General features: G+C 64.1%; 23 protein-coding genes. 18 read left to right on the forward strand and 5 right to left on the reverse strand.

Annotation, left to right across the window (positions count from 1 at the left end):
• Nucleotides 1-9: 9 nt before the first annotated feature.
• Nucleotides 10-489: a DUF4188 domain-containing protein gene (locus tag E4P29_RS09640; protein ID WP_135044082.1), complete on the reverse strand. Its 480-nt coding sequence runs from the start codon at nucleotides 487-489 to the stop codon at nucleotides 10-12.
• A 77-nt stretch (nucleotides 490-566) separates the two neighbouring features.
• On the opposite strand from E4P29_RS09640, the gene E4P29_RS09645 reads away from it, so the two are divergent.
• The gene (locus E4P29_RS09645) at nucleotides 567-1,160 is read left to right on the forward strand and encodes a TetR/AcrR family transcriptional regulator (RefSeq protein ID WP_135044084.1); all 594 of its coding nucleotides are present in this window, start codon (nucleotides 567-569) and stop codon (nucleotides 1,158-1,160) included.
• Nucleotides 1,161-1,282: 122 nt separating this feature from the next.
• Here E4P29_RS09645 and E4P29_RS09650 read toward each other — a convergent pair whose 3' ends face one another.
• Nucleotides 1,283-1,537 carry a hypothetical protein gene (locus tag E4P29_RS09650; protein WP_135044086.1) on the reverse strand — a complete coding sequence of 85 codons (255 nt, stop codon included), beginning with the start codon at nucleotides 1,535-1,537 and terminating at the stop codon, nucleotides 1,283-1,285.
• A gap of 127 nt (nucleotides 1,538-1,664) precedes the next feature.
• Here E4P29_RS09650 and E4P29_RS09655 point away from each other — a divergent pair, with 127 nt between their 5' ends.
• From E4P29_RS09655 to E4P29_RS09685, 7 genes are all read left to right on the forward strand, one after another.
• On the forward strand, nucleotides 1,665-2,195 hold the full coding sequence (locus E4P29_RS09655) for a DinB family protein (protein WP_135044088.1): 531 nt from the start codon (nucleotides 1,665-1,667) through the stop codon (nucleotides 2,193-2,195).
• A 48-nt stretch (nucleotides 2,196-2,243) separates the two neighbouring features.
• Nucleotides 2,244-3,770 carry an aldehyde dehydrogenase family protein gene (locus tag E4P29_RS09660; RefSeq protein ID WP_209205350.1) on the forward strand — a complete coding sequence of 509 codons (1,527 nt, stop codon included), beginning with the start codon at nucleotides 2,244-2,246 and terminating at the stop codon, nucleotides 3,768-3,770.
• Between the two features lie 20 nt (nucleotides 3,771-3,790).
• Nucleotides 3,791-5,302, forward strand: a complete 1,512-nt coding sequence (locus E4P29_RS09665) for an amino acid permease (protein WP_245154236.1) — start codon at nucleotides 3,791-3,793, stop codon at nucleotides 5,300-5,302.
• 12 nt (nucleotides 5,303-5,314) lie between these two features.
• A complete protein-coding gene (locus E4P29_RS09670) occupies nucleotides 5,315-6,862 on the forward strand; it encodes a GMC family oxidoreductase N-terminal domain-containing protein (protein WP_135044092.1) in 1,548 nt (515 codons plus the stop codon).
• Nucleotides 6,852-8,771, forward strand: coding sequence for a putative nucleotidyltransferase substrate binding domain-containing protein (locus tag E4P29_RS09675; RefSeq protein WP_135044094.1), 1,920 nt, complete (start codon nucleotides 6,852-6,854; stop codon nucleotides 8,769-8,771). The genes E4P29_RS09670 and E4P29_RS09675 overlap by 11 nt, the downstream gene beginning before the upstream one ends.
• A 24-nt stretch (nucleotides 8,772-8,795) precedes the next feature.
• Nucleotides 8,796-11,474, forward strand: coding sequence for a glucosidase (locus E4P29_RS09680; RefSeq protein ID WP_245154237.1), 2,679 nt, complete (start codon nucleotides 8,796-8,798; stop codon nucleotides 11,472-11,474).
• 83 nt (nucleotides 11,475-11,557) lie between these two features.
• Nucleotides 11,558-12,664, forward strand: coding sequence for an alcohol dehydrogenase catalytic domain-containing protein (locus E4P29_RS09685; protein WP_135044096.1), 1,107 nt, complete (start codon nucleotides 11,558-11,560; stop codon nucleotides 12,662-12,664).
• A gap of 3 nt (nucleotides 12,665-12,667) precedes the next feature.
• Here E4P29_RS09685 and E4P29_RS09690 read toward each other — a convergent pair whose 3' ends face one another.
• Nucleotides 12,668-13,456 (reverse strand): ATP-binding cassette domain-containing protein, encoded by a 789-nt coding sequence (locus E4P29_RS09690; RefSeq protein ID WP_135044098.1) that lies wholly within the window; start codon nucleotides 13,454-13,456, stop codon nucleotides 12,668-12,670.
• Nucleotides 13,457-13,549: 93 nt separating this feature from the next.
• On the opposite strand from E4P29_RS09690, the gene dapB reads away from it, so the two are divergent.
• Genes dapB through E4P29_RS09710 form a run of 4 tightly spaced genes read left to right on the forward strand, consistent with a single transcriptional unit; the run spans nucleotide 13,550 to nucleotide 16,161 of the window.
• Nucleotides 13,550-14,308: a 4-hydroxy-tetrahydrodipicolinate reductase gene (gene dapB / locus E4P29_RS09695; RefSeq protein WP_135044100.1), complete on the forward strand. Its 759-nt coding sequence runs from the start codon at nucleotides 13,550-13,552 to the stop codon at nucleotides 14,306-14,308.
• Nucleotides 14,309-14,358: 50 nt separating this feature from the next.
• Nucleotides 14,359-14,778, forward strand: a complete 420-nt coding sequence (locus E4P29_RS09700; protein ID WP_209205361.1) for a hypothetical protein — start codon at nucleotides 14,359-14,361, stop codon at nucleotides 14,776-14,778.
• A 5-nt stretch (nucleotides 14,779-14,783) separates the two neighbouring features.
• On the forward strand, nucleotides 14,784-15,236 hold the full coding sequence (locus E4P29_RS09705) for an NAD(P)H-dependent oxidoreductase (RefSeq protein WP_135044104.1): 453 nt from the start codon (nucleotides 14,784-14,786) through the stop codon (nucleotides 15,234-15,236).
• Nucleotides 15,237-15,252: 16 nt separating this feature from the next.
• A complete protein-coding gene (locus E4P29_RS09710) occupies nucleotides 15,253-16,161 on the forward strand; it encodes an alpha/beta hydrolase (RefSeq protein WP_135044106.1) in 909 nt (302 codons plus the stop codon).
• 1 nt (nucleotide 16,162) lies between these two features.
• Here the strand turns inward: E4P29_RS09710 and E4P29_RS09715 are convergent, their stop codons facing one another.
• Nucleotides 16,163-16,615 carry a hypothetical protein gene (locus tag E4P29_RS09715; protein WP_245154238.1) on the reverse strand — a complete coding sequence of 151 codons (453 nt, stop codon included), beginning with the start codon at nucleotides 16,613-16,615 and terminating at the stop codon, nucleotides 16,163-16,165.
• A 145-nt stretch (nucleotides 16,616-16,760) separates the two neighbouring features.
• Here E4P29_RS09715 and E4P29_RS09720 point away from each other — a divergent pair, with 145 nt between their 5' ends.
• From E4P29_RS09720 to zwf, 3 genes are all read left to right on the forward strand, one after another.
• The gene (locus E4P29_RS09720) at nucleotides 16,761-18,143 is read left to right on the forward strand and encodes an OFA family MFS transporter (protein ID WP_135044110.1); all 1,383 of its coding nucleotides are present in this window, start codon (nucleotides 16,761-16,763) and stop codon (nucleotides 18,141-18,143) included.
• A gap of 145 nt (nucleotides 18,144-18,288) precedes the next feature.
• Nucleotides 18,289-19,497 carry a crosslink repair DNA glycosylase YcaQ family protein gene (locus E4P29_RS09725; RefSeq protein ID WP_135044112.1) on the forward strand — a complete coding sequence of 403 codons (1,209 nt, stop codon included), beginning with the start codon at nucleotides 18,289-18,291 and terminating at the stop codon, nucleotides 19,495-19,497.
• Between the two features lie 48 nt (nucleotides 19,498-19,545).
• The gene (gene zwf / locus E4P29_RS09730) at nucleotides 19,546-21,000 is read left to right on the forward strand and encodes a glucose-6-phosphate dehydrogenase (RefSeq protein ID WP_135044114.1); all 1,455 of its coding nucleotides are present in this window, start codon (nucleotides 19,546-19,548) and stop codon (nucleotides 20,998-21,000) included.
• Nucleotides 21,001-21,027: 27 nt separating this feature from the next.
• Here zwf and E4P29_RS09735 read toward each other — a convergent pair whose 3' ends face one another.
• Nucleotides 21,028-21,504 (reverse strand): hypothetical protein, encoded by a 477-nt coding sequence (locus E4P29_RS09735; protein ID WP_135044116.1) that lies wholly within the window; start codon nucleotides 21,502-21,504, stop codon nucleotides 21,028-21,030.
• 126 nt (nucleotides 21,505-21,630) lie between these two features.
• Here E4P29_RS09735 and thyX point away from each other — a divergent pair, with 126 nt between their 5' ends.
• From thyX to E4P29_RS09750, 3 genes are all read left to right on the forward strand, one after another.
• The gene (gene thyX, locus E4P29_RS09740; RefSeq protein ID WP_135044118.1) at nucleotides 21,631-22,410 is read left to right on the forward strand and encodes an FAD-dependent thymidylate synthase; all 780 of its coding nucleotides are present in this window, start codon (nucleotides 21,631-21,633) and stop codon (nucleotides 22,408-22,410) included.
• A 99-nt stretch (nucleotides 22,411-22,509) separates the two neighbouring features.
• Nucleotides 22,510-23,418 (forward strand): 4-hydroxy-tetrahydrodipicolinate synthase, encoded by a 909-nt coding sequence (dapA, locus tag E4P29_RS09745; protein WP_027496818.1) that lies wholly within the window; start codon nucleotides 22,510-22,512, stop codon nucleotides 23,416-23,418.
• A complete protein-coding gene (locus E4P29_RS09750; RefSeq protein WP_167735430.1) occupies nucleotides 23,415-25,277 on the forward strand; it encodes a ribonuclease J in 1,863 nt (620 codons plus the stop codon). Before dapA ends, E4P29_RS09750 begins: the two co-directional genes overlap by 4 nt.
• Nucleotides 25,278-25,279: the final 2 nt, after the last annotated feature.

Raw genomic sequence — 25,279 nt, forward strand, 5'->3', positions numbered from 1 at the left:
TTCGTACGACTACTTCGCTGACTTCATTCGTTGCTTCCACGTGTGCGAGCCGGTGCCGACGGGGATTCCACCGATGGCTCCCGCGAGGCCGAATGTCGGCATGTTGACGTAGATCGCTTCACTGTCCTGGGCTGTCGCGGTATAGGTTTCGTGCCATACGCCGACATGGCCGGTCGCAGCGACCGATCGGTTGAAGGCACGCCAGGCGGGGGCATGCGGTGCGTCGGGATCGGAGGCGAATCGCGTCAGGTCTTCCGCGTTGCGCCAGTAGCTGACGAGCATGGTGGTGCGGCCCAACCACGAGTGGTAGCCGAGCAGTCCTGAGGTGGGATCCTGCTCGAGATGGCTGAGCATCCGCGGCATCGCGCGCACCGCGGGAAGCCAGGAGCGAACGGCGAGGGGGTTGTTGATGCGCATTCCGATGAGGAAGACCGTGACGGTGTCGCGGTCGGATTCGACCGTGGTACGGCCGTCGATGATGGGTTGCATGACGTGTTCCCGTCTGTTCGGGGGTCGAACGCTTGATGTGACACTGTTATAAAACACTGTTGTGATAGGTTTCGCAAGTGGCAAGACCCAGAATTCACGATGCGGAGCTCCGCACCCGACTACTCGAGGCAGCGGCGGAAACCGTTGCGCAACATGGCGTCGACTCGTTGTCCTTGCGTAAACTCGCCGCAGCGCAGGGCACCTCGACTACGGCCATCTACTCGTTGTTCGGCGGCCGGGCGGAGCTGCTGGTGGCTCTGTTCGCCGCGTCGTTCTCGAGTTTCGGTGACGCCCAACGCAGCGTTCCGGTCACCGGTGATCCCGAGGTCGATCTGCGCGAACTCGCCTGGGCGTACCGCCGCTGGGCCATGGCCAACCCACACCTCTATGCGGTGATGTTCGGCGGAGTGCTCGGTTCGGTCGACGTATCCGATCAGGCGCACCTCGCGGCCGCCGCGATGGACCCGCTTCGTGCGGCGGTGGCGAACGCAGTCGAAACAGGCACGATGAGCGGCGCATCGGTGGACGTGATCAGTCATTCGTTCTGGGCGATCGTGCACGGTTTGGTATCGCTCGAGCTGTCGATACCCGCGATGTCCGACGACGAGGATCGTCGGGTGATGTTCGACGCCGGTGCGGCATCGGTGCTGCGCGGGTGGATGCGTCGGTAGGTGCGCGGTATCCCGATGGTCTCGAGAGCGTCGAGGTCGAGCCCAGCGTGCGCGTCGGATCAACTGTTGCGCCGGCGTTTTCCCCAGTTACACGGATGCGCTTTCGATAACGCGGTATCCGGTCACAGGGTGACGGGGGCGCGTCCGCGATCGGCCGGTTCGATGGTCACCTCGGCCTCGGGCAGGAATACTCGCTCGGTCGTGGTGGTTCCGTCGACGCCGTCGGTGACCGTCACCGCCACGTTCTCGGCAACCTGACCCGCGCTTTCGATGAACCCGGTTGCTACACCCTCCTCGATGAGGAGATGATCACCCACCAACAGAAGAAGCTCGTCCGCCGTCACCGTTCGTCTGCCGCCCACATCTTCGATCGTCATGAATCCCACCGTAGTGTGAATTGTCCGAATGGGTCGTTGTCGGCCTGCTATTCCAGATTCGCGCTGGTCGTAGTGCAGGCTCCACTCGAGCCCTGCGAGTTGCCGATGCATGTTCGACAATCGCTGTATGACCGACCGTTGCAAGACTTGGACTGCGCCCACGCCCGATCCCGTGGACGGTCCGCTCGTCGGTGCCGACAGGCCCATTCTCGAAGGGATGCTGCGCTGGCATCGCGCCACGCTGCTCAACATCTGTGCCGGTGCCGATGCCGAACAGCTCGCCCGGCGACCTTTCGCGTCGTCGTCGCTGTCGTTGGCGGGTCTCGTTCGGCACCTCACGAAAGTGGAACGGATCTGGTTTCGAGAGCGGTTGGCCTCGATGACGTTCGATCCGATGTTCGACCCGGCGCTCGGCAAGGATTCCGACTTTCTCGGTGCCTGTGCGTCTTCGGCGGAGGCGGACTTCGCCGGATTCGCAGTCGAGTGCGCTGCGTCGGACGAGGTTGCTTCCCGATATTCGTTCGACGACGTGGTTCGATCGCGAGGCGAACCGATGTCGTTGCGGATGGTGTACATCCATATGGTCGGCGAATACGCACGGCACAATGGGCACGCCGACATCGTTCGGGAACAGATCGATGGAGTCACCGGCCGTTGAGGCATACCGTAGACACACGACCCGACCCCCATAGGAAGAAGGTGTCGAGTGACCCACTCCGACGCAGAATTCGATCCCGCTTCACTGCGACCGTCGTTGTACATCGACGGGCAATGGCAAGGATCCGGTGACGGCGGTACCCGAGAGATCATCGACCCGTCCGACGGCAGCGTCGTGGCCGTCGTGGACGAGGCGACACCCGACGATGCTCTGGCTGCGGTTGCTGCGGCTCGGGCTGCGTTCGACGACGGCCCCTGGCGCGCAGTGACTGTGGCCGAGCGGCGTGATCTACTCAATCGCATTGCCGATCTGCTGCAACGGGACAAAGCCGACCTTGCACGGATCGAGACTCTCGATACCGGAAAGACATTGGGCGAGAGCGAGATCGACATCGACGATGTGACCTCGGTATTCCGGTTCTATGCCGATCTTGCCGTGGTGCAGGCAGATCGATCGATCGATGTCGATCGCCCGGAAATTCTGAGCCGAGTGGTGCACGAGCCGATCGGGGTCTGCGTGATGATCGCGCCCTGGAACTACCCGCTGCTGCAGATCTCGTGGAAGATCGCCCCCGCCCTGGCTGCCGGGTGCACCATGGTGCTCAAACCGAGCGAGGTAACGCCGTTGAGCACCATTGCGTTCACCAAACTGGTGGAGGAAGCAGGAGTGCCTGCCGGAGTGGTCAACCTGCTGCAGGGCAGTGGCGCGACGCTGGGGGATGCGCTCACCAGGAACCGCGACGTCGACTTCATCTCCTTCACCGGTGGACTTGCCACCGGCAGGCACATTCTCGCCGCCGCCGCGGAGAACGTCACGAAAGTGGCGGTGGAACTCGGCGGAAAGAATCCGCACATCGTGTTCGCCGATGCGGTGGCCGACGAGCAGTCCTTCGCGGATTCGGTGGACAACGTCTTGACCGGAGTGTTCCTGCATTCGGGCCAGGTGTGCTCGGCCGGTACGCGTCTCATCGTCGAGGACTCGGTCGCCGATCGCTTCGTTGCGGCCGTCGCCGAACGCGCGAAATCCATCGTGATCGGGCCGGGAACGGACCCGTCGAGTGAGACCGGACCGTTGGTGTCGCAGGCGCAGCGCGAGAAGATCGAAGGCTTCGTGGCGATGGGTATCGACGAGGGTGCCACCTTGGTCATAGGAGGTACCAAGCCGGACGATCCGTCCCTGGACAAAGGTAGTTATTTCCTGCCCACCATCTTCGATCATTGCGATCGGTCGATGAATATCGTGCAAGACGAGACGTTCGGGCCCATACTCACTGTGGAGCGGTTCGGAACCGAGGCCGAAGCGCTCCTGTTGGGTAACGATACGAATTACGGTCTCGCCGCAGGTGTTCGGACATCCGACGCCGCGCGAGGTGAAAGAATGGTGCGCGGGCTGCGCCATGGCACGGTGTGGCTCAACGATTTCGGGGTCTACACCGCGGCTGCGGAATGGGGCGGCTTCAAGCAGTCCGGTAACGGACGCGAACTGGGTCCGTCCGGAATGTCCGAATATCAAGAAGCGAAACACATTTGGCACAACACCTCTCCTGCGGCGGCAGGGTGGTTCGGAACCCGATAAGTACGATGGGAAGGGCCACAATGGCGCTCATGAACGACAACTCGAGCGGTATGGACGATTTCGGCTACAAGGAATCGCTGGACCGCAGTCTCGGCAAATTCGCCAGCTTCGCCGCGGGCGTCAGTTACATCTCGATTCTCACCGGCACGTTCCAGCTGTTCTACTTCGGTTTCGGCACCGCCGGGCCGGCGTACCTGTGGTCGTGGCCTGCAGTCTTCGTCGGTCAGCTCTGCGTGGCACTGTGTTTCATGGAGTTGGCCGCGAAGTATCCGGTTGCGGGCTCGGTGTACAACTGGGCGAAGCTGTTGGGCCGCAGGATCGTCGGTTGGTCGGCGGGCTGGTTGATGCTCACGGCATCGATCGTGACATTGGCCGCCGTTGCCCTCGCTCTGCAGCTCAATTTGCCACGTATCTGGAGCGGATTTCAGATCATCGGTGACGGCTCGGGTGCCACTGACTTCGCTGCGAACGCAGTGCTGCTCGGTGCAATTCTGATCGCCATCACCACCACGATCAACGCGCTGGGCGTTCGACTGATGGCGATGATCAACAGTGCGGGTGTGTTCATCGAACTCATCGCGGCCGTCCTCATCGCGATCCTGCTCGCGGCCAACATCACTCGGGGGCCCGAGGTGTTCTTCTCCTCCAACGGCTACGGTGCCGGTGAGAGCGGCGGCTACCTCGGTGCCTTCCTGGTTGCGTCGCTGGCGTCGGGTTACGTCATGTACGGATTCGACACCGCGAGCTCGCTCGGGGAGGAAACCGTCGAACCTCGGCGTACTGCACCCAAAGCGATCTTTCGCGCCATCCTCGCCTCGTTCGTCATCGGCGGGGCCATCCTGGTGTTCGCCGTCATGGCCGCGCCGGACCTGAACGATCCTTCCCTCGGCAGCCCCGACGGCAGCCTGCAGTCCATCGTCGAATCGGTGATGTGGGGACCGCTGGGCACTGTCTTCCTCATCTGCATCGTCATCGCCGTGTTCGTCTGCTCGTTGGCAGTACACACCGCGGCGATCCGGCTCACGTTCGCCATGGCGCGAGACAACGCGTTGCCCTTCGGCGAGAGCCTGGCCAAGGTGAACCCCAAGACCCAGACCCCGGTGGTGCCCGCGGTGACCATCGGCGTGCTGGCCATCGTCATTCTCGTCGTCAATATCGGTCAGCCCCAGATCTTCACGGTCCTCACGTCGATCGCGATCATCATGATCTACCTCGCGTATCTGATGGTCACCGGACCACTCCTGGTCAAGCGGATCAAGGGTGAGTGGCCGCCGAAGGATCTGAAGCCCGGTGGTTACTTCACAATGGGCAGGTTCGGCCTGCCCGTCAACATTGCGGCAGTGGTGTGGGGCGCAGGGATGGCGATGAACCTCGCCTGGCCGCGCGAGGCCGTGTACGGAACCCCCTGGTACAACACCTTCGGTGCGTTCGTCTACATCGGCGGCATCCTGGGCGTAGGACTGCTGTGGTACGCAGTGAAGGGACGCAAGCACATCGGCACTCTGAAATCACATGCGTCCACGGGCAACTAGAAGGAGCGTGCAGTGACAGACACCCAGTTCGATTACGTCGTCGCGGGAGGTGGCACGGCGGGGTGCGTCCTGGCCGCGCGGCTGAGCGAGGATCCTTCTGTCAGCGTCTGCCTCGTCGAGGCAGGTCCCACCGACGTCGGCGACAAAGCAATTCTCGAACTGACCGAGTGGATGCACCTGCTCGATTCCGGATACGACTGGGACTACCCCGTCGAACCGCAGGAACGCGGCAACAGCTTCATGCGTCACGCTCGTGCGAAAGTTCTCGGGGGGTGCTCGTCGCACAACTCGTGCATCGCCTTCCACCCACCCGCCGAAACTCTCGACGACTGGGCAGCAGCGGGTGCGACCGGATGGAACGCGTCGAGCATCCTTCCGCTCGTTGCTCGGGTGGAGAACAACGACACCGGCCGTGGACAGGCCGGACCGGTGCGCATTCGTGATGTACCCCCGAACGATCCGTGCGGCGCGGCAGTGCTCGAGTCGGCGTCGCGAGCTGGGCTCCCCACCGTCGAGTTCAACCGCGGAACGCCCGTGTTGAACGGTGCGGGTTGGTTCCAGATCAATGCCGGCGAAGACGGCTCACGAATGTCGACGTCGCATGCCTACCTGCACCCGATCATCGGGTCGCGGCCGAATCTGGAAGTACGGACCGACTGCTGGATCAGCGAGATTCTGATCGACGAGTCATTGACCGCGACGGGTGTGCGGTACCAACGCCCCGACCTGACCGGCTACGACACGGTGTCCGCGCGTCGCGAGGTGATCGTCACCGCCGGGGCGATCGACACACCGAAGCTGTTGATGCTCTCCGGAATCGGACCGGCAGCCCAGCTGCGCGAGATGGGGATCACCGTGCGAGTCGACTCGCCCGGCGTCGGCGAGAACCTCGACGACCATGTCGAAGGGCTGGTGTTCTGGGAAGCGAGCAAGCCCATGGTCACCACGTCCTCGCAGTGGTGGGAAATCGGTGTGTTCGCGCAGACCGACTCGTCGTTGAACTACCCGGACATCATGATGCACTACGGCAGCGTGCCATTCGACATGAACACTCTTCGGTGGGGTTACCCGACGACCGACAATGGATTCTGCTTGACTCCCAACGTCACGCAGGGGCGATCGCGCGGAACAGTTCGACTGCGCAGCAGGGACTTTCGCGATCGAGCAAAAGTGGACCCTCGGTACTTCACCGACCCCGACGGTCACGACGACGCGGTGATGCTCGCCGGTCTGAAGCTCGCTCGTACGATTGCCGCAGACGGTCCACTCGCGGACTGGATCGAACGCGAACTCGCACCCGGGCCCGATGCCGTCACAGACGATGATCTGCTCGACTACGTGCACAAAACGCACAACACGGTGTATCACCCTGCCGGCACCGCGCGGATGGGTTCGGTGAACGACGCGCTCGCGGTGCTCGACCCAGAGCTGCGAGTCAAGGGTATCTCGCGATTGCGCGTGGTCGACGCGTCGGCGATGCCGAAGCTGCCGTACGTCAATCCGAACATCACGGTCATGACCATGGCGGAGAAATGCGCCGACCTGATCCGTGGCGGATAGATCGGAGCTCGCTGACTTTCTGGGCGCACACCCACCGTTCCAGGGCGCGTCACCCGCAGTACTGACCGACATCGCCGACGCGGCCGTCGAGCGCGAATATGGCTCTGGGGCATGGGTTGTGGGACCGAATGCAACACCTGTTGCCGATACAGCCGACACTGTGTGGGTAGTGCGGTCCGGCCGGGTGGTGATTGTGCACCCGGAGGGCGCTTCTCCCGCCGAGGTGCCGATCGACACCGTAGGTCCGGGCGGGGTCTTCGGATTCATGTCACTGCTCTCGAGTGGAACCGTCGAGTCCTGTGCGCGGGCAATCGAACCCAGTGTCGTAGTTCAGCTGCCCGGTGCGCTGATCACACCGCTGTTCGCTACACCCACCGGCCTGGCGTTCCTGGCGGACGCCGTCAACTCTTCCTCTGCCTACCGTCGGCCGACGGAAGGTAGTGCCGGCCGGACGGTAGGTGAATTGGTTTCTGCACCCGCGGTATTCACACCCGTCGGAACGACGGTTCGAGACGCCGTCCGGCGCATGACCGAGCAGGGCAGCTCGTACGTACTGGTTCCACTCCGGGGCGCGCGTCACGGTATCTTCACCGATCGCGACCTTCGAATTCGTGTGGTGGCGGCCGGGATCGGTGTCGACACTCCGATCGAGAAGGTGATGACGGCTCCCGTCGAAACTGTGACCGCAGACCGCCTGGCCGGCACCGTGCTGATGGACATGCTGGAACTGGGCCTTCGGCACATGCCGGTGGTGTCGAGTCGCGGTGAGGTCCTGGGCGTCGTCGAGGATTCCGACCTGCACGCCGCGTCCACGCGTCGCAGCTTCGTGGTTCGACGAGCCGTGGCAGCGGCATCGACTCCTACTGAACTCGCCGAGGCGGGAAAGCTCGTGCCCCGCTTGGCGGTGGATCTGTTTCGAGGTGGAACCGATGCCGTGGCGATCAGCGCGATTCTCTCCGTCGTCGTCGACAGCCTCGTGCGCCGGGCCGTCGACATCGAGTGGTCGGCGCAGCCGGAGGTCCCGCGCAACCACTTCGCGTGGATCACTCTCGGGAGTGTGGCACGTCGCGAGGCCATGCCGTCTTCCGACGTCGACAGCGCGCTGACGTGGGCAGACGCAACTGCGGATCCCCGCGGGCGCGGGGATCCGAGTTCGGTTCCGAGAACCCGCGACGAAGCCTTGATGGATCTGGCCGGACGGGTACATGCCGGCCTGGACGGTGCGGGGCTCCCGTCGGACAGCAATGGCGCACTGGCGAGTTCGCCGCGATTCGCACGGTCTGCAGGACAGTGGGAACGAGCAGCGGCCCACTGGCTCAGCAACCCCTTCGGAGAACGTGGCAATCCGGCGGGGGACTCCGGGCTGATCATGTCCTCTCTGATGATCGACGGCAGGGTGGTGTGGGGCCCGCGGGAGTTGAACACCGTTCCCGAGGCCTATCGCAGACTGCTGGTGGACAACCCCGATGCCCTGCGGCTGCAACTTCGGGACGCCCTCGCCGGACGGGCCAGGCTTCGTTCGCTGCGAGACGTGCTGGCTCGGCGCGGCGGTACGTTCGACCTCAAGGCCCATGCGTTGACTCCCATCGTCAATCTCGCTCGGTGGGGTGGACTGTCGGTCGGAATGGCCTCGGCCTCTACACCGGCGCGTCTGGCGGCCGCGTCGGGTAACGGGATGCTCTCCGAGCGGGACGTCACCACGTTGACCGAGGTGTTCGCGCTGCTTCAGCGGCTGCGCCTGTCGCACCAGATCGATCAGATGACGGCAGGCCATCGCCCTGGCGATGTGCTGATCATGGCCGATCTGTCACCTCTCGAGCGCAGTCTGCTCACCGACGGCATCCGAGAGATCGCCGCGGTGCAACGCCGAGTGGGGTACCTCGCCGCCAATGTCGGCGTGCATCGCTGACCGGGAAGCACCAGACTGTGTGCCGTGACCACCAATCCCGTGAGCGTTCCCACCCCGTCCACCGTCGAACACAACCGGTTGGCGGAATCTCCTGGGGTCAGTGGGCCGTGGCGTCAGTGGGGCCCGTATCTGGCGGGACGGCAATGGGGCACGGTGCGCGAGGACTACTCCGAGGACGGAAACGCGTGGGCGTCGTTCCCCTTCGATCAGGCACACAAGCGTGCCTACCGCTGGGGTGAGGACGGAATCGGCGGAATCTGCGATCGGTTCGGTTTCCTGAATTTTGCGTTCGCGCTGTGGAATCGAAAGGATCCGATTCTGAAGGAACGACTCTTCGGGTTGGCCAACGAGGAGGGTAATCACGGCGAGGACGTCAAGGAGTACTTCTGGGCGATCGACGGCACTCCGACGCACAGCTGGATGCAATGGCTCTACCGCTACCCGCATGCGGAGTACCCGTACGCGCACCTGCGCGAGGAGAGTGCCGGACGCGGCCGAGACGACCGCGAATACGAATTGGCCGATACCGGGATTCTGGACGAGAACCGCTTCTTCGACGTTCAGGTCACGTATGCGAAAGCGTCGCCCGACGACATCTGCATCACGATCTCCATCACCAATCACGGACCCGAGGCAGCATCGGTGGATCTGCTGCCGCAACTGTGGCTGCGCAACACCTGGTCGTGGGGGCGCGACGATCGTGGCGGATCGCTCACCCAGCTGACCCGACCGGAACTTCTGGCCGGCGGTCTCGAGGCCGTCTCCGCCGATCACGGTTTCCTCGGTCGGTATTACCTCAGTGCCGAAGGATCACCGGCAATGTTGTTCTGCGACAACGAAACCAATGCCGAGTCCTTGTGGGGCCAGGACAACCTGTCGAAGTACCCCAAGGACGGCATCGGTCGACGCGTAGTGGGCGGCGAACTGGGCGCGGTGAACCCGGATCAGACCGGAACGAAGGCAGCATTCTGGTATCGATTCGACGACATCGCCCCGGGCGCAACCGAATCGGTACGACTGCGTTTGTCGCCCCATCGGCCGGACGAGCAGACGTTCGGTGCGGGGTTCGACGCGGTCACCGGTGACCGTCGTGCGGAGGCGGACGAGTTCTACGGCGCAGTCATCGGTGCGGACCTCACCGATGCCGATCGGCACGTGGCGCGGCGGGCATATGCGGGGCTGTTGTGGACCAAGCAGCTCTACCGCTACGACGTCGAGCAATGGGTCGAGGGCGACAACGTAGGTGCCCCGGCTCCGCAGTCGCGACAGGACCCCGGGGGCCGTAACGCCCATTGGCGCCACCTCGCACTGGCCGATGTGATCTCGATGCCCGACGAGTGGGAATATCCGTGGTTCGCCGCCTGGGACTTGGCCTTTCACGCTATTCCTCTCGCACATGTGGACCCGGACTTCGCGAAGGAGCAATTGGTCCTGATGTGCCGGGAATGGGCCATGCACCCCAACGGCCAACTGCCGGCCTACGAATGGGAGTTCGGCGACGTCAACCCTCCGGTGCACGCGTGGGCGGCCTGGCACGTCTATCGGATCGACGGCTATCGGGATCGCGAGTTCCTGGTCCGGGTGTTCACCAAGTTGCTGCTCAACTTCGCGTGGTGGGTCAATCGCAAGGATTCCGAGGGGTCGAACATCTTCGAGGGCGGTTTCCTCGGCATGGACAACATCGGATTGTTCAATCGCTCCGCTCCGCTGCCTCCCGGTTTCCGTCTGGAACAGTCCGACGCCACGAGTTGGATGGCGTTCTACTGCCAGCAGATGTTCAAGATCGCACTCGAGCTCGCGCGACACGACAGCGCCTGGGACGACGTCGCGACCAAGTTCTTCTCGCATTTCCTTTCGATCGCAAAGGCTGTCAACTCGTTCGGTTCGCAGCACATCTCGCTGTGGCACGAGGAGGACGGTTTCTTCTACGACGTCCTCGTCCAACCCGAGGGCGACGCGGTACCGATGCGAGTGCGATCCATGGTCGGTCTGCTTCCCATTCTCGGGGCCACGGAAATCCCGCCCTGGGTCGAAGCGGAGTGCCCGGACCTCGCGGCGCGGCTGCGGTGGGTCCAGCACCGTCGGCCGGAAATGGTCTCACCGCTGCTGGCGCGTCGAGAAGGCAACGAGGTGCGCCTTCTGCTCACCCTCGTGCAGCCCGAACGTCTCAAGCGGATTCTCTCCCGCATGTTCGACTCGGAAGAGTTCCTGTCGCAGTTCGGTATTCGCTCGTTGTCGGCCTCGTATCGCGAGCCGGTCACGTTCGACGTCGACGGTCGTAGCCTGTCCATCGAGTACGAGCCGGGGGAGTCGCGCACCGGAATGTTCGGGGGCAACTCCAATTGGCGAGGGCCGGTGTGGTTCCCGGTCAACGTGCTGTTGGCGGACAAGCTGCGCGCCTACGGGCGCTACTACGGCGACTCGTTCACCATCGAAATCCCCACCGGCTCGGGTAATCACCGCACTCTGACCGATGCCGCAGACTTGATCGACAACGGCCTGGCCGGACTGTTCCGTCCGGTCGACGGCAAGCGGCCTGCCGACGGTCGGCGGATCGAGTCGAGTTCGGATCCACTGTGGAGTGAGCACCCGACCTTCAACGAATACTTCGACGGCGACACCGGCGAGGGACTCGGAGCGACACACCAAACCGGCTGGACGGCGCTGGTTGCGCACCTGCTCAGGCCCCGCTTGCCGCTGTGAGGGCCTGCGGCCCATGTGAGTGGAACTTCGTAGTGGGCTACGAAGTTCCACGCACATGCGGCGCAGCCGCATAGTCTGGCGGGATGAAGATTCGCGGCGCTGTACTCGAAGAAATCGGCCGATCTCGTCCCTTCGCGGACTCGCATCCCATCACCGTTTCCGATCTCGAACTGGGCTCGCCGGGCGACGGGGAACTGCTCGTCCGGATCGAAGCTGCCGGACTGTGCCACTCGGATCTGTCGGTGGTCGACGGCAACCGCGTTCGTCCGGTCCCGATGCTGCTGGGCCACGAGGCCGCGGGACGCGTCGAGGAAGTGGGCCCGGGCGTCGACGACATCACCGTGGGAACCCGTGTGGTCATGACGTTCCTACCGCGCTGCGGTGACTGCGCGGGGTGCGCCACCGACGGCCAGATGCCCTGCGTCGTGGGAAGCGCGTCGAACAATGCAGGCACGTTGCTCGGCGGAGACATCAAATTGCATCGAGACGGTGCCGAGATCAAGCATCACCTCGGAGTCTCCGGCTTCGCCACACACGCAGTGGTCAGTAGAAAGTCGGTGGTACCGGTCGACGACGACATCCCAGCCGACATCGCAGCGGTCCTCGGTTGTGCAGTGCTCACCGGCGGCGGCGCTGTCCTCAACGCCGGAACTCCGAGGCCGGGGCAGTCGGTGATGGTGGTCGGCCTCGGCGGAGTGGGCATGGCGGCCGTACTGACCGCGGTATCGATCGGTGCGGGTGAGGTCATCGGTGTCGACGGCGTCCCCGACAAGCTCGTCGCCGCCACCGATCTGGGTGCAACACAGGTTTATTCGCCTGCGGACCTCGCAGAGAAGGGGATCAAGGCGGACATCGTCATCGAGGCAGCGGGCAACGCCCGTGCATTCGAGACTGCAGTCGCGGCAACGGCTCCCGGCGGAAAGACGATCACCGTCGGCCTGCCTGCTCCCGACGCCCGTTCGTCGATCTCACCTCTCGGTCTGGTAGCCGAGGCGCGCACGATCATCGGTAGTTACCTCGGCTCGGCCGTCCCGGCGCGCGACATTCCGACGTACGCCCAGATGTGGCGCGAGGGGCGTCTGCCCGTCGAAAAGCTGATCTCCTCGCGCATCACGTTGGACGAGATCAACCGGGGCATGGACGAATTGGCCGACGGCAACGCCATCCGTCAGGTCATCGTCTTCGACTGAGCGTCAGCGGTGGGCTGCGGTGGCCACCCACCGTCCGCGTCGGCGAGAGATGTCGATCGGATGGTCGAAACACGTGCTGATGTTGTCCGTGGTCAGCACCGCGTCGACAGGACCCTGAGCGTGCACCCGACCGTCGCGGATCAGCAACGCGTGGGTGGTCGAGGTGGGGATCTCTTCGAGATGGTGGGTGACCAGGATGCTGGCGAGCCCGGGATGTTCGGCGCGTAGCGAGTCCAGCGCCGTCAGGAGTTGCTCCCGGGCAGCGAGATCGAGGCCGGTGGCGGGTTCGTCGAGTAGCAGCAGCGCCGGATCGGGCAGGAGAGCGCGAGCGATCAGTGCCCGGCCTCGCTCGCCCTGCGACAAGGTGTGCCACGACGCGTCCACGCGGTGGGCGACCCCCAACGACTCGACGAGCCGATGGGCGCGCGCGACCTGGTCCTCGGTGGCCGACCACCTCGGGATCAGATCGGGAGTGTTGGTCAGTCCCGTCAGGACTACCTGGAGCAGAGTCAGCGGGGCCTCGATCCTCAGACGAGGGTCGACGTGTCCGATGTGCATGCGTAATTCGCGCATGTCCACCCGGCCGAGCCGGTGGCCCAGTACGTGCACCGCGCCCCGAGTGGGATGGACTACGGCTCCCAGCAAGCTGAGCAGGGTGCTCTTACCGGCACCGTTGGCACCGAGCAACACCCAGTGCTCGCCCTCGTCGACCCGCACGGTCGCATCGCTGAGCAGATAGCGGCCGCCGCGGACGAGATCGACGCGGTCGGCGAACAGAACGCTGGACTTCACCGACCGACCGTAACTGCCGGTCTCGGGAGCCTGGAAGTAGGCTCGGTCTTCGGTAGGACGACAAGACGACGACGAAACGAGTGTGGGAACGACGTGAGTGCAACGGCACCTGTTCGAGTAGGGGTACTGGGGTCCCGCGGCAAGGTCGGTCAGGCGATCTGTGCCGCAGTCGACGCAGCCGGCGATCTGGAGCTCGTGGCAACCGTCGACCAGGGCGATCCGCTGGCGAACTTCGTCGACAGCGGTGCACAGGTGGTCGTGGACTTCACCCATCCCGATGTGGTGATGGACAACTTGCAGTTCTTGATCGAGCACGGCATTCATGCCGTCGTCGGCACGACCGGATTCGACGAGCAGCGGCTCGAGCAGGTTCGTGAGTGGCTCGCCGGATCACCGCAGACGGGTGTGCTGATTGCACCGAACTTCGCCATCGGAGCCGTGCTGTCCATGCGCTTCGCTCAGCAAGCCGCCCGATTCTTCGATTCTGTCGAGGTGATCGAGCTGCACCACCCGAACAAGGCCGATGCGCCTTCGGGGACCGCATACCGTACCGCCGCGCTGATCGCCGAAGCGCGGGCGGCCGCGGGCACTCCGAAGAGTCCCGACGCGACGACGACGGAGCTCGACGGCGCTCGCGGAGCCGACGTGGACGGCGTACGCGTGCACTCGATCCGATTGGCGGGACTCGTTGCGCATCAAGAGGTTCTGCTGGGGACACAGGGCGAGACGCTGAGCATCCGACACGACTCGCTGGACCGGACGTCCTTCGCGCCCGGTGTACTGCTCGGAGTCCGAGAGATCGCTGCCCGACCGGGGCTGACCGTCGGCCTCGACCCGCTGCTGGATCTGTGAGCTGATCGACGGTGAACAAAGCGACCAAAGTCGTCGCCATCATCGCGGTGATGGTGCTGATCCTCGGCTTCTACTTCTTTCTGCTCGGCCAGCGCGGAGTGACTCTGATCCAGAACGGTGGGGTAGCCAGTATCGCCCTGGGGATCGGGGTCATCCTGCTGCCGATCGTCGGGCTGTGGATCGTGTGGGCGACGCTCAAAGCAGGATTCGACCATCAGCGGCTCGCGTCGCGTATCCGGGAAGAAGGTCTCGAACTCGACGTCGACGATCTGCCGAGGAGGCCGTCGGGGCGCATCGAACGAGACTCGGCCGACGAACTCTTTCAGCAGGTCAAGGCCGAATGGGAAAAGGACCCCGACAACTGGCGAAATTCGTACCGGTTGGCGCGCGCCTACGACTACGCGGGTGATCGCGGGCGGGCTCGCGAGACGATGAAACGCGCTGTGGCTCTGGAACGTGCCGAGAGCTGACGGACATGGCGCGCACTCTGCTGGTCGTTCATCACACACCGAGCCCGCCGATGCGGGAACTGCTCGAATCGGTCCTCGCGGGTGCCCGTGACCCGGAGATCAGCGGTGTGGAGTTGCGCAGTGTGCCCGCGCTCGGCGCGACGGTTCCCGATGTGCTTGCCGCCGATGGCTTTCTCTTCGGAACACCGGCGAATTTCGGATACATGAGTGGCGCATTGAAGCACTTCTTCGACACCGTCTACTACCCGAGCCTCGATGCGGTGTCCGGAAAGCCCTACGGTTCATGGGTGTACGGAAACAGTGATACCGCCGGTGCCGGACGGGCAATCGAAAGCATCGCGGCGGGTTGGGGATTGGACAAGGTTGCCGAGACCGCCCACCTTGTCGATAGCGGCAGACAGTCGCGGGAGCGATGCTACGAACTCGGCGGGACGATCGCGGCCGGTCTGTCCGACTGACGGCTACCATAACCGCGTGAAAAACGTCGATTACGCGCGGTTCCTGCCGGCCGAGTACCGCCGATCCGCGACGGTTCATCCGCCGGAGTCGACCTACTGGACGTGGCGCGAGACGACTGTTCATGTAGCGCGCGCGGTCAGGCCCGAGTCGAAGGTCCGGGTGATGGCCCTGCACGGAGCGGGCGGCTACTCGGGTCTGCTGTGGCCGTACGCCGCGATTGCAGCCCGTGAGGGATTCGAGCTGCTGTGTCCCGACCTGCCCTTGTACGGAGACACCGTCGTCCCTGATCCATCGGCAGTGCGTTACGGAGACTGGATCGATCTTCTCTGCGACCTCGTCGTCGCGGAGAAGGCAATCGACGACCGCCCGTTGATTCTGTTCGGTGCAAGCATGGGCGGCATGCTCGCGTACGAGGTCGCACACCGAACGAAGTTGGTGGACAGGGTAATCGCGACGTGTCTGCTCGACCCCGCCGATCCGATCGCCCGACGGGCGGCGGCACGGTTCGAGATTCTCGGCGGACCCGCACCTCAGCTGCTGCGGGCGGTGTCGTCGGTGGCCGGTCGGGTTCGTGTCCCCGTCAGGTGGATGGCCGACATGGCGAACATGAGTCTGAATCTCGAACTGTCGAACCTGTGCGCCGGCGACCCCAAGGGTGGAGGGGTGCGGGTACCCGTCGGCTTTCTCGCCGACTTCTTCGGTTACGCGCACACCCGGCCCGAAAAGTACGACGGCCCATCGGTCTTGCTGACCCATCCCGCCGAGGACCGATGGACGCCGCCGCAGGTCAGTATCCGATTCCTGCAACGTATCCGGGCAGACACCGAGGTCGTGATGCTCGACGGGTGTGGTCACCTGCCCGTGGAGGAACCCGGGTTGACGCAGCTGGCCGAAACGCTGAGGTCCGTACTGAAAAGCTACTGACTCAGTCCGACTCGACAGGGGAGTGGGATCGCAGCACATCGTCGGCCGGGATCGACAACGGAATCTCGAGCAGTCGTTCCGGCCAACTCGGATACGCGGGTCTGATCCACACGCGGTTGTCGTCGAGCTGAGTCATCAACACCCGACGCCACTGCCAATCGTCCTGCGGCGTCAGCAGATCGGTCTCGGGCTGCAACGGCAGCGGAGCTTTGGTCCAGTGCGGCAACGACAGTGACGCCAGTCCGCGTTCCTCCAGGGCGGCGATCGCGTTCTCGAGAGGAACAGCCTGTGCAACAGTGATTCCCACCGGGTTGACGGCGTCGACGAGGTAGTCGTCGTCGTAGTCGTCGCGCCCAGCGTTTTCGCTCGAGGCGTGGGCAACCGTCCACCCGATCACCTCGCCGTCGGACGCGCGCTTCACCGGCAGTCTGCTCCGCCAACGTTCGATATCCACTGGCGCGAGGATACGCGGCGAAGACTTACGAGGAAGGTGAGCGCTGCGAAGAAATTGTGCTGGGTGTCAGCGCGCTCACACTTTTTCGTGTTGTACTGCGAGAGCCAGTTCAAAATTCAACCGACGCCGATTCGTAGGGATTTCGATGACCCTCCCCATACTCGACCGCGCCGCAATCGTGGCTTCACCCCAGTGGAGTCGATGGCTGATTCCGCCCGCCGCCCTGTCCATCCATCTGGCCATCGGGTCCGCTTACGCGTGGAGCGTGTTCAAGAACGCCATCTCGCAGCCCGATGCGCTCGGGCTCAGCGGAACAGTCACCGCCATACCGTTCCAGCTCGCCATTGTCATGCTCGGTCTGTCTGCAGCAATCTTCGGCACCCGTGTGGAAAAGAACGGCCCCCGTTGGGCAATGGCAGTGTCCACCGTGTTCTTCGTCTCCGGTCTGCTGATCTCCGCTCTCGGGATGGCACTGGGGCAATTCTGGCTGGTGATCTTCGGTTACGGCTTCGTCGGCGGCATCGGCCTCGGGATCGGCTACATTTCGCCGGTATCCACTCTGATGAAGTGGTTCCCGGACCGGCCCGGAATGGCTACCGGGATCGCCATCATGGGATTCGGCGGCGGTGCTCTCATCGCGTCACCGCTCACCAGCCAGCTGATGGTGAACTTCGGCGGCTTCACCGATGGTTCGATCGCCAAGACGTTCCTCACGCTGGGTGTCGGATACGCAGTGTTCATGGCGCTGGGAGTGGTGCTCATCAGAGTCCCGGCCGAGGGGTGGACGCCGAAGGGCTGGACGCCTCCCGCGGCGTCGGCGATGGTCTCCACCCACAACGTCTCCGCGGCCAACGCCGTCAAGACGCCCCAGTTCTGGCTTCTGTGGGTGGTGTTGTGCTTCAACGTCACTGCCGGAATCGGCATCCTCGAACGCGGCTCCGGTATCTACCAGGACTTCTTTCCCGACGCCACGTCCCCGGAGTCGTTGGCTGCCGCGGCCGCTGGTTTCGTGGCGTTCCTGTCTCTGACCAACATGATCGGTCGCTTCGTCTGGTCCTCGGTCTCGGACGTGGTGGGGCGTAAGAACATCTATCGTCTGTACCTCGGGGTCGGCGCGCTCCTGTACCTGTACATCGCTCTGTTCACCAACACGAACAAGGTCCTGTTCATGGTCTCCGCCCTGCTCATCCTGTCGTTCTACGGTGCGGGGTTCGCGACCGTTCCGGCTTATCTGAAGGATCTGTTCGGCACGTACCAAGTGGGTGCCATCCACGGGCGACTGCTCACTGCCTGGTCCGTGGCCGGAGTGCTCGGGCCGTTGATCGTGAACGCCATCGCCGATGCGGGAGAGGCGAACACCACCGGTCGCTACTTGCCGGCGTTCTACGTGATGATCGGGCTGCTCGTCGTCGGGTTCCTCGCCAACGAGGCCATTCGGCCGGTCGCATCGAAATTCCACGAGCCCGAAACCCGAGAGAACGACGTTCGAGCCGACGAGAACGAGTCCGCAACAGGAGGAAAGCGATGAACAACGGACAGATGCGTGTTGCCATGACCGTGGCGTGGCTCTGGGTGTCCGTACCGTTCGCCTACGGACTCTACGAACTGGTCCTGAAGGCCAAGAATCTGTTCTCGAGCTGATCTGTGTCGGTGGGCCATGGCAAGGTCGACGCATGCAGGAGATGAGCGCGGCCATGGCGCGGCGCACCGCATTGGCCGCACAAGGTCTGGCGTCGCGTCGTAGCCGGAGCGGCCCGGCCGGCCGCGCGGCGGTGCGGTCGGCCGTGCGTACGACGGGTCTGCTGCAGATCGATTCGGTCTCGGTTGTCGTGCGGGCGCACTACGCGCCGGTGTTCAGCCGGGTCGGACCATACGACCGGACCTTGATCGACGAGGCCGCGTGGACCGACACCGTTCGCCGTCCCCGGTCTCTGGTGGAGTACTGGGCCCACGAAGCAGCTCTACTGCCGGTGGAGGATTGGCCGTTGATGCGGTGGCGGATGGAGCTGTATCGACACGGCCGGTGGGGCGGTGCAGCGCGAATCCTCGACCGCGAACCGACGCTGGCTGAGGACGTACTCGCCGTCATCGATCATGTCGGACCGTCCAGCGCGGGGGAGATCGAGAAACATCTCAGCGTGGAGCGGCCTGGCCGCAAGGGTCCGTGGTGGGATCGCAGTGATGTCAAGGTCGTCTGCGAACAGCTGTTCGCGGCCGGGACGGTCACCGTCCCGGCCAGGTCGGGATTCGTTCGCCGATACGAGCTCACCGAACGGGTGATCCCCGCCGATATTCTGGGGATCGACATCGACGAGCCCGACGCAGTGCGTGCACTGATCGAAAAGTCTTCGCGGGCACTGGGAATCGGCACCGAGCCGGACCTGCGAGATTATTTCCGCCTCTCGCATCGGCAGGCAAAGGCCGCCATCACCGACCTCGTCGACGACGGTGTACTCGAGCAGGTGGCCGTTCGAGGATGGAACGCACCGGCCTACCTGCACCGTGACGCCAGAACGCCGAGGGCTGCCACCGTCGCAACCCTGCTGTGCCCGTTCGATCCGATGATTTTCTACCGGCCGCGCGTGGAGAGAATCTTCGATTTCCACTACCGCATCGAGATATACACCCCGCAGCACAAGCGAATTCACGGCTACTACGTCTTTCCCTTCCTGCTCGACGGACATCTCGTGGCACGCGTCGATCTCAAGGCCGAACGGGCGAGCTCGGAACTGCACGTCATCGCGGCGTACGTCGAAGGCGACCGCGATGCACGCGACATCGCACCCCGGTTGCGAGACGTCCTGCACGAGATGGCGGAGTGGCTCGAACTCGAACGCGTGGTGGTCGGTACCCGAGGTGATCTGGTCGCTGCGCTGCGATGACGTGATCCGGCGTGCGGTCGATCCGGATCGATGTCAGTATTTTCGAGCATGACCACTTTTCCGACAGGCACCGACACCGAACTCCCACCCCAGGTCGTCGTCCTGTTCGGGGCGACGGGAGATCTGGCCAAACGAAAATTGCTCTCCGGGATGATGCACTTGGCGTTGTCCGAGCTGGCACCGAACATCCGTGTCGTGGGTACCTCACTCGAGGAAATGTCCACCGACGAATTCCGCACCCTCGCTCGCGAGTCGATCAATGCGTACTCCAGCCGTAAAGTCGGCGACGAACAGTGGCGACAGTTCGCGTCGCGCCTGACGTACGTCTCGCAGAAAGCCGGGCCGGCGGCGCTGGGTGCAGCGGTCGCCGAGGCCGAGATCGAACTCGGAGGCAACGCCAGGCGGTTGCACTACCTGTCGGTTCCGCCGAGAGCCGCACTGGCAGTGGTGGATACGCTCGCCTCTGCAGATCTGGTCAAGCGATCGCGCATCATCATGGAAAAGCCGTTCGGAACCGATCTGCAGAGCGCAATCGACCTGAACGCTCGCGTGCACGAGACGTTCGACGAAGAACAGATCTTTCGAATCGATCATTTTCTCGGCAAGGAACCGGCGCAGAACATTCTGGCTTTCCGGTTCGCCAACGGACTGTTCGAGCCGATCTGGAACCGCAACTTCATCGATCGCGTCCAGATCGACATCCCGGAGAAACTGGCCCTCGATGGTCGGGCCGGGTTCTACGAGTCCACCGGTGCGTACAAGGACATGGTCGTCACTCACCTGTTCCAGGTACTGGCGTTCATGGCGATGGAACCGCCGACGGCACTCGAACCGCGTGCGATCGGTGAAGAGAAGAACAAGGTGTTTCGATCGATGGTCCCACTGGACCCGAAAAATGTTGTGCGCGGACAATATACGGGCTACCGCTCGGAGGAAGGCGTCGCCCCCGATTCCGACACCGACACGTTCGTCGCTCTCAAATGCGAGATAGACAACTGGCGCTGGGCCGGTGTGCCCTTCTACTTGCGCAGCGGCAAGCGCCTCGCCGAGGGGCAGCGCATCATCTCCATCGCGTTCCGTGAGCCACCGAAAAGCATGTTCCCGGCAGGCTCGGGCGTCGGAGCGCAAGGCCCCGACCACCTCACCTTCGACCTGGCGGACGCATCCAAGGTGTCGCTGTCGTTCTACGGCAAGCGGCCCGGGCCCGGGATGCGCTTGGACAAGCTGAGCATGCAGTTCGCCACTCACGAAACCGAACGCGCCGGCGACGTGCTCGAGGCCTACGAGCGGTTGATCCTCGACGCCATGTACGGCGACCACACGCTCTTCACCACTGCCGAGGGTATCGAACGACTGTGGCAGGTCTCGGAACCTCTGTTGGCCGATCCGCCGCCGGTTCGCCTGTATTCACCGGGGTCGTGGGGCCCCAACGCCATCCATCAGCTCATCGCTCCCCATGCGTGGCGGCTGCCGTTCGAGCGACAGTGGAGAGAGAAGAAGTAGGAGAAGAGAAAAAATTGGGGGAGAGGCTCAGTTGTTCCAGCCGCGGTCCTTGCGCATCTGATCTCGTAGCGCGCCCTGAACGGCTTGGGAGAGCCACGAGTTCAAAGACACCCCGCTGTTGTTCGCGGCATCCTCGGCTCGTTCCTTGATCTGCTCGACGAGTCGGAGCGTGACGCGTCGCACCTCGCCGGATACGTCGTCCATGGTCGGATACTCTTCGGCCACAGGCTCTTTCGGATCGCCGTCGGGGTGCGATTCCGCATCGTTGCGTCGAACGTCTGCATGTGCCTGTCCACCGTCCAGGCGGACGACCACGGTTCGATCGTCCAGTTCGTTCGACACCTCGGCCGCGAAGTCCGACAGGGCTGTCAGCAGCATCAACCGCGCCGACGCTTCCGCGGTCTTCCCGAGGGCCTCGGCTGTATGCCGGGTGTGCTCGTCACCCAACGCCGCCGCGGCCATCAAATCGGTGCGCAGAGTGTCGGTGTACTGGCTCAGTTCCATGACGCCAGTGTGACGTCATAATCGACGTCAGTCAAGGTGTGGGGTGATGTCATGTCGACGTCGTAGAGACGTCAGTGGTGACGTCGTGCAAGGCAGGGTGTGGTCGCCGCCGTTTAGGGTTGGGCGGTGTCGTCAGAAACAAGAGGTCGAGCTGCGCCTCGAACAGTCGCGCTGAACGTGCAGTTGGTTGCCCGTACCGAGTTCGTCCCACCCGCCGACATCCCGTGGGAGACCGACGCCGACGGTGGGCAGGCGCTGGTGGAATTCGCAGGCAGAGCGTGTTATCAGAGTTGGTCGAAACCGAACCCACGGACTGCGACCAATGCTTCGTACCTGCGGCATCTGCTCGACGTCGGACACCTGTCGGTGCTCGAGCACGCGAGCGTGAGCTTCTACATCACCGGGATCTCACGCTCGTGCACGCACGAGCTGATTCGGCATCGGCATTTCTCGTACTCGCAGTTGTCGCAGCGCTTCGTGCCCGAGCACGATGCCAACGTGGTGCTTCCTCCGGCCGTGGAGGGCGATCCCGAGCTCGAGGCCCTGTTCGCATCGGCGACGGAGGCGAGTCGAGCGGCGTACAGCGAGTTGCTCGCTGCCCTCGACGGCAAGCTGGAGTCCGTCACCAACGCTGCCTTGCGGGGCAAGCAGGCACGGCAGGCTGCACGTTCGGTTCTGCCCAACGCCACCGAGACGCGTGTGGTGGTGAGTGGAAACTATCGCGCTTGGCGGCATTTCGTGTCGATGCGGGCCTCGGAGCACGCGGACGTCGAAATTCGCCGCGTCGCCGTCGAATGTCTGCGTAAGCTCGTGGACGTGGCACCCGACGTGTTCGGCGACTTCGAGATCACGACCCTGCCGGACGGAACGGAAGTCGCACGCAGCCCCTTCGTCACCGAGGTCTAGCAACCGCGTTCGCGTCTCGAACGGACCGGCGCGGACCACCGGTGTCAGCGGGGAGTCCCGCTGCGTGGGAGTGGGTAAAGCACCGGGTAATCTGCTGCCATGACCTACGGTGACGCCGCTCCTTCCGTTGCGCCTGTGTTCGGTACGGTGCTCACCGCAATGGTGACCCCGTTCACGGCCGACGGTAAGTTGGATATCGACGCAGGCGTTCGGCTCGCGCATCATCTCGTCGAACAGGGAAACGACGGGCTGGTGCTGGCCGGGACGACGGGTGAGTCGCCCACCACCACCGAGAACGAGAAGCTCGAGCTGTTGCGCGCCGTGATCGCGGCCGTCGGACATCGGGCTCGGATCATCGCCGGAGCCGGAAGCAACGACACCGCGCACAGTGTCGAACTGGCCCGTGATGCCGCTCGCGCCGGTGCGCACGGCCTGCTCGTGGTCACCCCGTACTACTCCAGGCCACCGCAAGCGGGCCTCTACGCCCACTTCACTGCGGTCGCCAACGCCACCGATCTGCCAGTGATGCTCTACGACATTCCGCCTCGATCGGTCGTCCCCATCGAGACCGAAACGCTTCGTCGGCTCGCCGAGCACCCCCGCATCCTTGCCGTCAAGGATGCCAAGGGCGATCTCAACGCCGGTGCCGAACTGATCGCATCGACCGGTCTGCAGTTCTACTCCGGAGACGACCCGCTGAACCTGCCCTGGCTCTCGGTCGGTGCCACCGGGTTCGTCAGTGTCATCGGGCACCTCGTTCCGGCCCGTCTGCGCGAACTGCACACTGCTTTCATGATGGGTGACATCGCCCGCGCCCAAGCGATCAACGTCAGCCTCATCCCGGTCATCCGTTCGGTGGCACGCCTCGGTGGCGTCAGCGCATCGAAGGCAGGCCTGCGCCTCATCGGACTCGATGTCGGCGAACCACGACTTCCCCAGGTGCCACCGAGCATCGATCACATCGAATTGCTCGCAGCCGAGCTGCGGGCGGCAGGAGTTCTTGTATGACACGACCTAACAGATCGCGCGGACGCGCAACCCGAAACGCCGGACCGCCGTCCGAGCGTCCCGCTGCCAAGCAGGGCCAACCTTCGGGTGCCCGCCAGGGCAAGCCGATGGTGCAGAATTCCGCTCGGACGCAGCGTCCCGACAAGCGTCGCGAGTTCGACCCGACCGAGCGTCTCGGCACACCGCCGAAGGCTCCGTTCAAGGGCCTACGAGTGGTCGCGCTCGGCGGAATCGGTGAAATCGGTCGCAACATGACCGTCTTCGAGCATCAGGGCAAGATGCTGATCATCGACTGTGGCGTCCTGTTCCCCGAGGACCAGCAGCCGGGCGTCGACCTGATCCTGCCCGACTTCAGGCACATCGAGAACCGCATGGCCGACGTCGAGGCGGTGGTACTGACTCACGGTCACGAGGACCACATCGGCGCAGTCCCGTTCTTGCTTCGGCTGCGTCCCGACCTGCCCGTCGTCGGATCGAAGTTCACCCTCGCGCTGGTCGCGGCCAAGTGCCGTGAGCACCGGCTGCGGCCGAACCTCGTCGAGGTGATCGAGGGCCAGCACACGCAGCACGGCCCGTTCGACTGTGAGTACTTCGCGGTGAATCACTCGATCCCCGACGCTCTGGCCATCGCCATCAGGACCGATGCCGGCCTCGTACTGCACACGGGAGACATCAAGCTCGACCAGCTACCCCTCGACGGTCGCCTGACCGACCTGGCCGGTTTCTCACGACTCGGTGACGAGGGCGTCGACCTGTTTCTGGTCGACTCCACCAATGCCGAGGTGCCCGGATTCGTCACCCCGGAACGGGAAATCGGCGGAGTGCTCGACACCGTCATCGGCAAGGCGAAGCAGCGCGTCATCGTCGCGTCGTTCGCCAGTCACGTGCACCGCATCCAGCAGGTCATCGACGTGGCCGAGCGGTACAACCGCCGGGTGGCGTTCGTCGGGCGTTCCATGGTGCGCAACATGCAGATCGCCCAGGATCTGGGCTACCTGCGGGTACCCGACGGCCTCGAGGTCAATGTCGATACCGCCGCGACGCTCCCGGACGACCGGTTGGTGCTCATCTCCACCGGCTCGCAGGGCGAACCGCTGTCGGCGCTCTCGCGCATGGCTCGCGGCGAGCACCGCCAGATCAACGTCAAGGCCAACGATCTCGTCGTATTGGCGTCGTCACTGATTCCGGGCAACGAGAACTCCGTGTTCGCAGTGGTCAACGGCCTCGCGAAGCGTGGCGCGACCGTCGTGACGCAGCAGAACGCGAAGGTGCACGTCTCCGGTCACGCATCGGCAGGCGAATTGCTGTACCTCTACAACGCAGTGCGGCCGACCAACGCCATGCCGGTACACGGCGAGTGGCGTCACCTGCGGGCCAACGCGGCGCTGGCAAAGGCCACCGGTGTGGCCGAGGACCGGATTGTGCTCGCCGAGGACGGCGTGGTGGTCGACATGGTCGACGGGCTCGCCGAGATCGTCGGGCAGGTCCCGGTCGGTCACGTCTACGTGGACGGCTTGTCGGTCGGTGATGTCGGAGATTCGACGTTGTCGGATCGTTTGGTGCTCGGCGAGGGCGGCTTCATCGCGATCAGCGTTGCCGTCGATTCGGCCACCGGCCGCGCAGTGACTGCACCCGAGGTGTCCGGCCGCGGCTTCTCCGACGACCCGGCGGCCCTCAAGGAGGCCGGCCAGCTGGTGGAGGCCGAGCTGCAGCGGCTGGCATCGGACGGAGTGTCCGACACCCATCGGATCGCTCAGGCTGTTCGCCGCGTCGTGGGCCGGTGGGTAGCGGACAAGTACCGGCGTAAGCCGATGATCGTTCCGACGATCATCGCGGTCAAGCCGCAACCGCAGTCCTAGAG

The organism is Rhodococcus sp. 1R11, assembly GCF_004563845.1.
In the GTDB taxonomy this organism is placed as follows: domain Bacteria; phylum Actinomycetota; class Actinomycetes; order Mycobacteriales; family Mycobacteriaceae; genus Rhodococcoides.